This is a genomic window from Roseibaca calidilacus, from assembly GCF_001517585.1.
In the GTDB taxonomy this organism is placed as follows: domain Bacteria; phylum Pseudomonadota; class Alphaproteobacteria; order Rhodobacterales; family Rhodobacteraceae; genus Roseinatronobacter; species Roseinatronobacter calidilacus.
This window is the reverse complement of record NZ_FBYC01000004.1, coordinates 686,375-698,302: the sequence shown is the minus strand read 5'-3', so window position 1 is coordinate 698,302 and position 11,928 is coordinate 686,375. Positions and strand designations below refer to the sequence as shown.

General features: G+C 63.7%; 13 protein-coding genes. All 13 read right to left on the bottom strand.

Annotated features, from left to right (window positions below; translation table 11 throughout):
• Window positions 1-36 precede the first annotated feature (36 nt).
• Entirely contained in the window at window positions 37-690 is a 654-nt protein-coding gene (locus AWT76_RS06900) for a hypothetical protein (protein WP_072245689.1), read from the bottom strand.
• A 36-nt stretch (window positions 691-726) separates the two neighbouring features.
• Window positions 727-2,649, bottom strand: a complete 1,923-nt coding sequence (gene dxs / locus AWT76_RS06895) for a 1-deoxy-D-xylulose-5-phosphate synthase (protein ID WP_072245688.1) — start codon at window positions 2,647-2,649, stop codon at window positions 727-729.
• Between the two features lie 197 nt (window positions 2,650-2,846).
• A complete protein-coding gene (pufX, locus tag AWT76_RS06890) occupies window positions 2,847-3,077 on the bottom strand; it encodes an RC-LH1 core complex protein PufX (protein WP_072245687.1) in 231 nt (76 codons plus the stop codon).
• A gap of 14 nt (window positions 3,078-3,091) precedes the next feature.
• On the bottom strand, window positions 3,092-4,015 hold the full coding sequence (pufM, locus tag AWT76_RS06885) for a photosynthetic reaction center subunit M (protein ID WP_072245686.1): 924 nt from the start codon (window positions 4,013-4,015) through the stop codon (window positions 3,092-3,094).
• Window positions 4,008-4,856 carry a photosynthetic reaction center subunit L gene (gene pufL / locus AWT76_RS06880; RefSeq protein WP_072245685.1) on the bottom strand — a complete coding sequence of 283 codons (849 nt, stop codon included), beginning with the start codon at window positions 4,854-4,856 and terminating at the stop codon, window positions 4,008-4,010. The genes pufM and pufL overlap by 8 nt, the downstream gene beginning before the upstream one ends.
• Window positions 4,857-4,956: 100 nt before the next feature.
• A complete protein-coding gene (gene pufA, locus AWT76_RS06875) occupies window positions 4,957-5,130 on the bottom strand; it encodes a light-harvesting antenna LH1, alpha subunit (protein WP_072245684.1) in 174 nt (57 codons plus the stop codon).
• Between the two features lie 13 nt (window positions 5,131-5,143).
• Window positions 5,144-5,293, bottom strand: coding sequence for a light-harvesting antenna LH1, beta subunit (gene pufB, locus AWT76_RS06870; RefSeq protein WP_072245683.1), 150 nt, complete (start codon window positions 5,291-5,293; stop codon window positions 5,144-5,146).
• 115 nt (window positions 5,294-5,408) lie between these two features.
• Entirely contained in the window at window positions 5,409-5,633 is a 225-nt protein-coding gene (gene pufQ / locus AWT76_RS06865) for a cytochrome PufQ (RefSeq protein ID WP_072245682.1), read from the bottom strand.
• An 18-nt stretch (window positions 5,634-5,651) separates the two neighbouring features.
• Window positions 5,652-7,112, bottom strand: coding sequence for a chlorophyllide a reductase subunit Z (bchZ, locus tag AWT76_RS06860; RefSeq protein WP_072245681.1), 1,461 nt, complete (start codon window positions 7,110-7,112; stop codon window positions 5,652-5,654).
• A complete protein-coding gene (gene bchY / locus AWT76_RS06855) occupies window positions 7,112-8,581 on the bottom strand; it encodes a chlorophyllide a reductase subunit Y (RefSeq protein ID WP_072247559.1) in 1,470 nt (489 codons plus the stop codon). The genes bchZ and bchY overlap by 1 nt, the downstream gene beginning before the upstream one ends.
• Before the next feature lie 115 nt (window positions 8,582-8,696).
• Entirely contained in the window at window positions 8,697-9,701 is a 1,005-nt protein-coding gene (locus tag AWT76_RS06850) for a chlorophyllide a reductase iron protein subunit X (protein WP_072245680.1), read from the bottom strand.
• Window positions 9,698-10,654, bottom strand: coding sequence for a chlorophyll synthesis pathway protein BchC (gene bchC / locus AWT76_RS06845; protein ID WP_072245679.1), 957 nt, complete (start codon window positions 10,652-10,654; stop codon window positions 9,698-9,700). Before bchC ends, AWT76_RS06850 begins: the two co-directional genes overlap by 4 nt.
• Window positions 10,655-10,755: 101 nt before the next feature.
• Window positions 10,756-11,880, bottom strand: a complete 1,125-nt coding sequence (locus AWT76_RS06840) for a methyltransferase (RefSeq protein WP_072245678.1) — start codon at window positions 11,878-11,880, stop codon at window positions 10,756-10,758.
• Window positions 11,881-11,928 lie beyond the last annotated feature (48 nt).

Here is an 11,928-nt window from a genome sequence, read left to right as displayed (position 1 = left end):
GCCGGAATATGGCCCGCGACAAAGGCGCAGCAAGGCTTAGGCGGGCGGTCGTGCGGGCGAATCTTCCGCCAGTTTCGCAGCCTGCGAAATCCAGTTGTCGCGGTCGATCCGGCCCTTGAAGCTGAGATAACCATCAACCCAATCGACCTCTGCCCGTGTCCAGCGCGCGATCTGCCAGAAATGGAAAAAGCCCAGCGCGTTCAGCTTGCCTTCCAGCACAGGACCGACACCGCTGATGCGTTTCAGGTCGTCCTTGGCCCCGATGGGGGCGTCAAGGCCCTTGGGCTGTTCGGGCGCGACCTCTGCGGCAGGTGCGGGTTCGGGTTCCGGTTCGGGCGCCGGAGAGGCTTCGGGCGCGGCAGCGGCGGGCGTGTCGCTGGCGTCTGCAACCGGCGCGGCGGGTTGCGCAGCCGGTGTGGCCACGCGCTCTGCCACCGGTGCCGGGGCGGCGGGTTCGGGCGCGGGGGCCGCAACCGGGGTTGCAGGTGCCGATGCCGCCCCTTTGGGCGCGCTTTCCGCCAGCGTGAAAATCACCCCCACGATCAGCGCCACAACGGCCCCGACCGCAACGGCGGCTATTGCGCCCAGATCCAGCGCCACAAGCGAGACGCCGAACATCAGCGCGCCAGCCGCAACCGCAATGGCCCAGCCATAAAGCGGCGGGGCGTTCTTGAATTCCGAATGTGCCATGTAATCCAATCCCTTCCTGTCGTTTTCTCGTTCAGGTCAGGCACGCAGCGGCTGCGTCTTTCCTGCCGGAAATGCCTCTAGCCCCATGGCCTGCAAAGCCGTGGCGGCAATGTCGCGCGCACTTAACCCGGCATTAGCATACATCACTTCGGGGCTGGCCTGTTCGATAAATCTGTCAACCAGCGTCATGCAGCGCAAGGCGGCACCCGATTGCAACTGCCCGGAATTGGCAAGGTAGTGCAGAACATGGGCACCAAAGCCGCCTTGCGCGCCCTGTTCGACCGTCACGACCGCTGCGTGATGGCGTATAAGTTGGTCAATCAGCGCATGGTCCAGCGGTTTTGCAAAGCGGGCATCGGCAATGGTGCAGGTAATGCCGCGCGCGGCCAGCGCCTCGGCGGCCAGCAGCACTTCGGCCAGATGCGCGCCGAAGGACAGGAAGGCGACATGCTCGCCCTCTGCCACGATGCGGCCCTTGCCGATTTCCAGCACCTGACCGCGCTCGGGCATGGTCGCGCCCACACCATTGCCGCGCGGGTAGCGCAGCGCGATGGGGCCGTCATCATAGGCGACGGCGGTCTCGGTCATGTGCACCAGTTCCGCCTCATCCCCTGCGGCCATCACCACCATGCCCGGCAGGTTGGTCATGAAGCCGACATCGAACGCGCCCGCATGGGTCGCGCCATCCGCGCCCACCAGCCCGGCGCGGTCTATGGCGAAGCGCACGGGCAGGCCTTGCAGCGCCACGTCATGCACGACCTGATCGTAGCCGCGTTGCAGGAAGGTGGAATAAATCGCGCAGAAAGGTTTCAGCCCGCTTGCCGCCATGCCAGCCGCGAAGGTGACGGCGTGTTGTTCGGCAATGCCCACATCGAACACCCGGCGCGGGAAGCGCTGTTGCATGATGTCCAGCCCCGTGCCGCCGGGCATGGCGGCCGTGACGGCCACGATATTGGGGTCGCGCGCTGCCGCATCGGTCAGAGCGCGCCCGAAAACGCCCGTGTAGCTGGGCGCATTGGGCTTGGATTTGGCTTGCGCACCGGTCGCCACGTCGAATTTCGACACACCATGATAGCAACAGCCCGACGCCTCGGCAGGGGCATAGCCCTTGCCCTTGACCGTGCGCACATGGATCAGCACCGGCCCTTCGGCCCGGTCGCGCGCCATGCGCAGCGTGGCCATCAGGTCGGGCATGGAATGGCCGTCAATGGGGCCGATATAGGTAAAGCCCAGATGCTCGAACATCGTGGCATCGGGCGGGCCGCCGCAGGCGCGGGCGCGCGCGGCCAAGGCCTGTTCGCGCAAAGACTGCGGCAGCGCCGACATGAAGCCCTGGGCCACTTCGGACAGCGATGCATGGGGCGCGTTCAGGCGATTGAGGTAGCTGTTCATCGCGCCCACGGGCGGGGCAATGGACATGTCGTTATCGTTGAGAATGACGAACATCCGCCGCCCTTCGGCGCCTGCGTTATTCAACGCCTCATAGGCCATGCCTGCGGTGATGGAGCCGTCGCCGATCACCGCAATCGCATCGCCCGTGGGCTGGCCCATATCGCGGCCAATGGTAAAGCCAAGGGCCGCCGAAATGCTGGTAGAACTATGCGCCGCCCCGAACGGGTCGAACGCGGACTCAGAGCGCTTGGTGAAACCGGACAGCCCGCCTTCCTGCCGCAGCGTGTGCATAAGGTGGCGGCGGCCGGTCAGGATTTTATGCGGGTAACATTGGTGGGCAACGTCCCAGATCAGCTTGTCAAACGGGGTGCGGAAAACGGCGTGCAAGGCCACGGTCAGTTCCACCACGCCAAGCGATGACCCAAGGTGCCCGCCGGTGCGACTAACGGTTTCAATGGTTTCCTGCCGCAATTCATCGGCCAGCGCGGTCAGTTCAGACAGGTCGAAATCGCGCATATCGGCGGGGCCTGCGACACGGTCCAGATGCGGGGTGCGGCTTTGGTCCATGGGGGTTCCCTTTCGATGCGGCGGGGTTATATGAAAAAAGATGCCGTGGGGCTTGGCCCGCACGGCACCAGTTTCCTGTCGCCAACAGGAAAGGGAACCGGGCGTCACGGCCCGTGTTCGAACCGGCTAATGGTTCGAACCCTTTGGGGGGCAGGCCGGGCGTGACCGCCCTGCCCCAATTCTTTGACCGACCGGCGTTAGGCCGTGGCAGTCGCAACCGGCGCTTCCAATGCACTATAGGGCATGGGCGGCGGCGCGTTCTTGCTGTCTTCGGGCAGGAACTGCCCGACGACCCAGATCAGCCCGATGATGGCACCGATCCCCAGAAGCACCGCGGCGGCATAGCCTGCGCCCCGCAGCATTTCCGACAAGATCCAGTTGCGCAGCCGTTGGCCGGGCGTCTCGTTGATGTAGTCATGCTGTGCCATGTTGACCTCCTCGATCAGTAGGTGGGCCGGTAGCCGCGGTCTTCGGCCCAGATGGCCCAGTTATCCACGACCGTGCCGGTCAGCAGAATACCGATCCCGCCGGTCAGCGTGGTCAGAACTGCAAACCACCAAGCCCAGCGGTGGATACCTTCCATCGTGGCGTTGAAGCCCATGGTCCAGCGCCAGAACAAGGCCGCCCGTTCCGATGCCGTGCCACGGTCCACGATCTGCTCCAGCTCGCGGTCGCCGCCGAAGCGGGATACGGCCAGAATGGTTGCTCCATGCATGGCGAACAGCAGGGCCGAGCCATAGAGGAACACGATCGAAAGCGCGTGGAACGGGTTATAGAACAGGTTGCCGTAGCGCAGGCTGAACAGGTTGGTCCAGTCCAGATGGGTGAAGATGCCGTAAGGCACGGCTTCGGACCATGATCCCATCAAGAGCGGACGGAACAGGCCCAGCACAAGGAACAGCCAGATGGCAGAGGCGAACGCCCAAGCCACATGCTTGCCCATTCCCAAGGCTTCGGCGCGCAGATAGGTCCGCACCCACCATGTCATCACAGAGATGAGCAGGAAGAAGGATGCCAGAAGGAAATAGCCCCCTTCCCGCATCGGCGGAATGCTAAGACCATATTCCGGCGCGGGCGGGTCCAGCGACAGCCAGAACAGGTCGCGCAGGAACACGGCCGGGTTATATCCGGCCTGATCCCAATACCACATCCCCACCATCACGAACCAGATCAGGCCCGTCGCCAGCGAGATCACGCCCAGCGTGCCAAGGTAGATGGGGCCAAGCTGCGCATTGCCGAACCAGCCAAGCAAGGTCGAAAAGCTGGCCGATTTGGTGCGGTTTTCCAGCTCTACGCCTTCAACCATGCCCATTTCGGGGGCCGCGCGCACCTGCACTTGCGTAAAGATGTTCTGATACTCAGCCATTGACGCCTCCTTCGATGTCCGTCCACCAAGGCAGGTTCAGCCACCAATCCCACCAATAGACCCACTGGTCGAACCAGATGGTGCCCGAGATGACGATACAGACTGCCGACCAGAACCCGGCATTCAGCGCCAGCAGCAGCCCGACACGGTGAATGCCCAGCGTGCCGACCGAATACCCGATCAGGTCGCGGAAGAACGTATCTTCGTGGTCAGGGGTTTTCATGATCTGGCCCTTGGGCGGGTTCGCCGCCGACAGAACCAGCGCGCCATGCAGCGCCAGCGCCAGCGTCGTGGTGAAGAAGAAGGTCACCGCGATCATATGCGCCGGGTTATAGTGGAAGTTGCCATAGGTATAGCCGACATTCGACACCCAATCGAGATGGGTCCAGATACCATAGGGGAACGCGTGCCCCCAGGCGCCCATCAGCACGGGGCGAATGACAACCAGCGTGATATAGGCAAAGATCGCCACGCCAAAGGCGAAAGGCACATGATAGCCCATGCCCAGTTTGCGGCAGATCTCGACCTCGCGCATCATCCAAGACACGAAGGCCCCGATCGCGCAGATGGTCACAACCTGCCATAGCCCGCCTTCAAGCAGCGGTGCCGGACCCAACCCATAGGACAGGGGTGGGGGATTGATTGAAATAAGCCAGGGGTTCCAGGTGCCTTGCAGCACGGCCCCCCAAAAGATCAAGAGCGTTCCGAGAACCGCGAAGAACACGGTCGTTACCCCGAAAAAACCGACGTAAAACGGCCCGACCCAAAAGTCGAACAGGTTTCCGCCGACCAATGTGCCACCCGGCACACGGTATTTGCGCTCGAAGCTCAGCAGCGCCATGCTTCCCTCCGCTAAGGTGCGGCGGCCGTCAAGGCCGTCAATGAATGGTGAAGTTGGCCACGGGCAAAGGCGCTCGGCGCCCATGCCCGCAGCGCTATGCTTATTCGGCGACAACGCGCTCGTATTTCTCGGCAGCAATCGTGAACCAGTTGTAGGACGGGTTCGACAGCAGCACGAGATGGATCATCGCAGCCAGAAGGAACAGGAACACGCCCTGTGCCACGAACACGCGGCGCGGATCGAAGATCAGCCAGATTTTGTAAAACTTGCTCATTTCTCAATCCTCCTCAGAACCACGGGCGCCAGATGAACACGGCCAAATGAGCCACGATGGCAACGGCCGAAAACAGCCAAAGCCCGCTCATATAGACCGAGTGCAGTTCCTGGGCCTGCTCGTCGGTGAGACCTGTAAACGACAGATCAGTATTTTCAGCCATAGTATCCTCCGGATCATAAGACTGGCTCCGCACACCCTGCGGTCGGGTTGGCGGGGGTTGCCCCCTACCCTACCCACGGGCGCAAACCCGCAGGAATTTCGTGTTCGGCAGCGCCTTAGCTGCGGTAGATGATCGGCGCGATCGCGCGGGCATCTGCCAGCGCGCGGCCCAACGGCCCAAGGCGCGGCAAGCGGCCCGTGGTGACGATGCGCCACGACCAGGTCAGCAAACCCACAACCAGCGCCAGCGCGAAAACGGTGGCGAAATAGAAGCTGTATTCCCAGCCGCCATCGCGCGGTTGGTGATACGCCTTGGGGGTATTCACGGTGTAGTCAGCCATGGTTGGTTCCTCCTGCTATCAGGTGCTGGCCGGTGCGGGGGCGATACCCCGCACCAATGCGGTGTCGACCTCGTCCGCGCCTTGCGCCAGCGCGGCTTTCTCGACCGCGTCGCGCATGGTGCGCGCGGCAGAGATACGGGTCAGAATGGGGTGCTGGGCGACAATGCGGTCCAGCTCGGCTTTGGCTTCGGCGGACCACGGCAGGTCGCGCTTCAGCTCTGCGGGGGTGGCGTCATGCGCGTCCATCTGGCTGCCAAGGGGCAGAATGTGGAACAGCGCATCGAACAGCCCGTTGCAGACCTCTTGCAGCACATAGGTGGCACCGGCATAGCCCATCATCGGCGTGCCGGTATGACGGCGGATCGCCGCGCCCGGAAAGCTTGCGGGGATGAACGCAGGTGCCGGCCCATGTCCAGCCTTCAATTCGGCCAGATACATTTTTTCGTTGATCGACCCGAACACGATCAGCGGCCGCTTTTCGCCCATCATGGCGCGCACGCGGTCATTGTCGGTTTTCTTGCCGCGTGTGCGGGCCACGGCAAAAGCGCAGGGCATGCCCAGATCATTTTCCAGATAATTGCGCAAGCCGCGTGCGTAGGTTTCATTCGCGACCACGGCAAAACTGGCCGTCGCGTAGAAATCCTGCGTGACCGAGCGCCACAGATCCCACATCGGTTTCAGGGTTGAATGCTTCTCGCGGGTGATGAAGGGTTCGGGGTCCAGCCCCAGAAGCTCTCCAAGGCGGCGCAGGAATTTCGTCGTGCTGTCCATGCCGATGGGCGCTTGCAGATAGGGCTTGCCCAGCACTTCGCACAGGCCACGCCCGAATTCGCGATACATGCAGATATTCACGTCCGCATTCACAAGGTTGCGCATCTCGGCCAGATGCGCGCCCAGCGGCATGACCATGTTCACCTCTGCCCCGATGCCTTCGACAAGGCGGCGGATTTCGGCCAGATCGGACGGCATGTTGAAGGTGCCATACATCGGCCCAAGAATGTTCACGCGCGGGCGCGCGCCCTCGTCGCGCTTCTTCTCTGGCGGCATCCGGCCCTTGGTCATGCCGAATTCGGTGAAAATCCACGTCATGGCACGGTCAGCGGCTTCCCACTGGTCCTCGTCGATGGTGCGCGGCAAAAAGCGTTGAATATTCGTGCCTTGCGGGGTCACACCGCCGCCGATCATCTCGGCAATCGAGCCGGTGACCACCACGGCGGGCAAAGCGGGGTCGAGCGTTTTCCAAGCGCGTTTCATGGCGCCTTCGGTTCCGTCCCGACCCAACTCCTCCTCGCCGAGGCCCGTGACGACAATGGGCAATTCATGCGGCGGCAGCGCATCGGTATAGTGCAATACCGATGTCACCGGCAGGTTCTCGCAGCCCACCGGGCCGTCGATTACCACCTGCAAGCCTTTGACGGCGCAGAACGCGTAGATCGCGCCCCAGTATCCGCCTGCCCTGTCGTGATCTTGAACAAGCATCAGATCATCTCCTGCGCTTTGGCAACGCGCGCAGCTTTGTCCAGCTTCTTCTGGTGTGCCGCGCGGAAATCTGGGCGCAGGTTCGGCGAGCCTTCCCAGATGCCTGCCGTATCGCCTTCGCCCACGCCCTCGAAAAAGTCGCGCATCTTGTCCATGCGCGCCTTGCCCGCGATGGCGGCATTGACCACCTCGCCCAAGGACCCGGCCCCGGCAGGCCCCATCAGGGGGCGCGCGGAAATCAGGTTGGTGAAATACAGAGACGGCGTGCCCTTTTGCTTGGCATGCTGCACCACGGGCGTGGTGCCGATAACCAAATCGGGGTCCAGACCATCGCATGCGGCCAGATCATCAGCCAGTGACGCGCGGAACTTCACGGCAACACCGCGCGCTTCCAGCCAGTCGCGGTCAGCTTGGCTCCACCGTGACGCGGCGCAAGCCGTGCCCACATAGGCCACATCCGCGCCGCTTTCGATCAGCAGACGTGCGACGATCAATTCAGACCCTTCATAGCCCGACAGCGTGATCCGCCCCTTGATCGGGTTCGCGGCCAGCGCGCCCTTGATCGCGGGGATGAAGGCGTTTTGCGCGGCGGCGACCTGCGCGGGGTTCACGCCCATCGCGTCACCAATCGCGGCCAGCCAGTCATGCGTGCCATCCACCCCTACGGGGGCAGACCCCACCACGGGGCGGCCCGCCGCTTCAAACTCGCGCACCGCCGCCGAATAGAACGGATGGATCGCGGCCACCGCGCCGCAATCAAGCGCGGCATATAACTCGCGCCACTCGCGGGTGGGCACAACCGGGCCAGCCGCCAAGCCCATCGGGGCCAGCATTGCCCCGATCATCATCGGGTCGGCGGGGAACATCTCTCCCAGCAGCGTCACGGTCGGACGGTCAGAACGGCCTGCTTTCGGCGCAGGCACAGGGCCCGCGGCCACTTCTTGCCGCGCATAGTTCAGCATGGCACCGGCCAACACGTCCTTGGCTTCGGCATGGGTGGGAATGCCAAATCCCGGCACGTCAATGCCGATAATCCTCACCCCGTTGATTTCCTTGGGCAACAGCCGCAGCGGCACGCCGCTGGCGGTGGGCACGCACAGGTTCGTCACCACGATTGCGTCATAGCGGTCGGGATCGGCCATTTCGTGCACGCTATCGCGGATATCCTCGAACAGCTTGCCCGTGACCAGCGTTTCCGAGTTGAAGGGCACATAGCCCACCGACCGCCGCGCGCCGTAGAAATGCGACACGAAGGTCAGCCCATAGACACAGCAGGCAGAGCCGCTTAGCACCGTCGCCACACGGCGCATCCGCAGCCCCACGCGCAACGACCCGAAGGCCGGGCACATGGATTCGGGGCGGTCATGCGGCCCTTGTGGGTAATCCTTGGCGAATTGGTCCAGCACCGCGCCATTGCCGGACGCACGGGCTTGCGCCGCCATCTGTTCGGCGGGGGCATGGCAGCCCATACCGTCGGGCGACACGCTTTCGGGCGCATCCGGCAGATCGCTTTCCAGCACTTCTACGGGCGTATCGGCGGCCGTGTCGTAGCTGACTTCGCCGCCCGCTTTGGGATCAACGTCATCACGCATCGTCATAGACCACTTCCAGACTGACCTTTTCGACCGCGTTCTTGCCGCGCATATCGGCGTCGGTTGCCGGTTCCAGCACCACGTCGCCGCCCGTGTCCTTGCTGTCGAACAGCGCCAAAAGCCCATCTTGGTTCAGCGGCGCAGGGCGCACGGGCGGGGCAATGGCCACGGCCTCTGCCAGCCCTGCGAACATCTCGCCCCACGGCCCGGCAGCGGTGCCGACAATCTGGTAATTGGCGGATTTCTTGCGCAAATCGTCATCGGCGGGGATGGCGGCCAGCACGGGAATATCCACCGCTTCGGCGAAGGCCTGCGCCTCGCCCGTGCCGTCATCCTTGTTGATGACCAGCCCGGCCACACCCACATTGCCGCCCATCTTGCGGAAATATTCCACCGCCGAGCAGACATTGTTGGCCACATAGAGCGATTGCAGGTCGTTGCTGGCGACCAGAATCACCTTTTGCGCCATGTCGCGGGCAATCGGCAGGCCAAAGCCGCCACAGACCACGTCGCCCAGGAAGTCGAGCAGGACATAGTCGAAATCCCAGTCGTGAAAGCCCAGCTTTTCCAGCAGTTCGAACCCGTGGATAATACCGCGACCGCCGCAGCCACGGCCCACTTCCGGACCGCCCAGTTCCATGGCGTAAACGCCATTGCGCTTGAAGCACACATCGCCAATCGCCACTTCCTCACCCGCCAGTTTCTTGGCCGAGGAGGTTTCGATGATCGTGGGGCAGGCCTTGCCACCGAACAAAAGGCTGGTGGTGTCGGATTTCGGGTCACAGCCGATCAGCAACACCCGCTTGCCCATTTCGGCCATCATGCAAGACAGGTTGGCCAACGTAAACGACTTGCCGATTCCGCCCTTGCCATAAATCGCGATGATCTGGGTGTGCTTGGTCGGTTCCGATTGCGGCACTTCCAGCGTGGGTTCGGCGGACGCTTCGTCGCGCAAACGCTGGTCGAAGTCCTTGAGGTTCGGAATGTCGAGGGTCATGCGGTTGCCTCCCAGTCGATGATCATCTTCAGGCAGTCAGGATTGCTGAAGGCCGTCTCATAGGCGGGGCCCGCGCTGTCGGGGCGGGCGTGGTGGGTAATCAGACCGGCCAGCGACAGCTTGCCCGCGTCGATCAGATCGCGCGTGGCGGTCAGGTCGTCGGCCTGCCATTCAGCGGCAATGCGCAGCCGCGCTTCACGCATGAAGGCGGGCACGAAATTGAACTGGATGGGCTTGGTGTAAAAGCCCGCCAGCACCACTTCGCCGCCCTTGGCGATGCGCCCGATCAGGCTGTCCAGCAGCCCTTCGGCACCGGATGCGTCCATAATCACGCGATAATCGCGGCGCGGGTCGGCATCGGGGTCCAGAACCTGATAGCCCGCGCCACCGGTGGCGCGCGCGGGGTTCGTTTCCCACACCGTTGGCGCAGGTGCGCCCATGGCGATGGCAATGCGCGCCATCAGACGGCCCAGCACACCATGGCCGATAATCAACTCGGGCATGGTCGCTTGCGGCGCGGCAATGGCATGGCGGGCGGTGGCGGCCAGCGCCAACAGCGCGCCTTCCGGTCCCATGGCGGCATCTACCCGCGTGACGCGGGCGGCATTGCTGACCAGATGGTTCGAGGCGGCACCGAACAGCCCATGAACCGGGCCCGATTCGCCCGGGGCAAAGCAATTCGCGCCGGGCACGAACACCCGCTCGCCAAGCTTGTAGCCGCTGTCGGCCCCAGCCTCGATCACCTCGCCGCAGGCCTCGTAGCCCGGAACCAGCGGGTAGCCCATGCCGGGGAATGGCGGCATCTCGCCGGTCCAGAACAGTTTTTCCGTGCCGGTGGACACGCCCGAATGATCGACCCGGATGACCAGATCCTGCGGGCCCGGCGCAGTCAATTCGACCATGCCCAGCGAAAGCTGGCGCGGGGCGGAAAGGATGATCGCCTGGGTCTGCACGTCGTGTCCTCTTCGTCGGTCAAGGGCGCGTCACAGTGACGTGACTCGGCCCCATGTGTAATCTTAATGATACAGAACATACTGTCAATCTTTATTGACAGTTATTTTGCACGGGTCTCTGGCAATGCCGGTTTGCGCGCTTCGATCACGCCTGTGACATAGGCGCGGGCGGCTTTGGGCTTGGAAATCTGGGTAAAACCGGCTTTGGCCAGCATCGCTGCAATTTCGGCGGCAGAGCGCGTGCGCCCGGTTTGCATGGCCAAAGTGTAAACTGCGAAATACACATCGGTGTGCGGGTCAGGCTTTGCGCCGCCCGACATCGGCTCTATCACCAGCAGGCGCCCGCCGGGCGGCAAAGCGGCGTAAACCTTGGCCAGAAGGGCGGCGACCGTGTCATCGGCGTGGTCATAAAGCACCCGCACAAGGCTGATCGCATCGGCCCCTTGTGGCAGCGGATCGGCCCGGAACGACCCGCCATGGCGCGCCACATCGGCAGGAAGGGCGGCTTGCGCGACCACATCGGGCAGGTCGAACAAGGCGAGCGACAAATCGGGGTAGCGCGCCCGCACCGCGCGCAAAAACGCGCCGGTGCCGCCGCCAATGTCCAGAAGCTGGGCAACCCCTTTCAGATCAAGCAGGCGCAACGCATCTTGCGCGACAATGCCCTGACTGTCGGTCATCAACCGCGAATAGCGCGCGGTCACATCCGGGTCCATCGGGCCGGTCGCGCCAAAGACATAGGGCCAGAAGCGGGCAAGGTCGGGGTCGGTTTCGCCACGGATAAAGGCGACCGGATCGGCCAGATCCCGATACAGAACCGAGTGATGCCGCACCATGTCGGCCAGCCCCGGAACCCCCAGAAAGGCCGCACCGCGCCGCGACAGTTTGAACGTCGCGCCGCGCCGCACCATCACGCCCATCGCGGCCCCGGCCTGCGCCAGAATCGCCATGCGCTCTGGCGGAACTTCGGCGCGCAGCGCCAAGGCATCGACCGTCGCAGGCCCATCGGCCAGAATATGCAACACCCGCAATTCGACCAGCGCGGCCAGCATCTGGCTTTGCACGAAGCCTTGCATCAGGTCGAACAGCGCCGCACCCTCGGCCCGCGCAATGCCCCGCAGCCCCGGAACCCGCGCGCAAAACGCCTGAAACCGGAGCGAGGCCGCCAGCCGGTTGACCAGCCCGACCGGGCGGAACGGGGCATCCGGCGCGGGCGTATCGCTCATGGGTTACACCCGCGCGGGCGCGACGGGGGAGGGTTCGAGTGCCAGCGG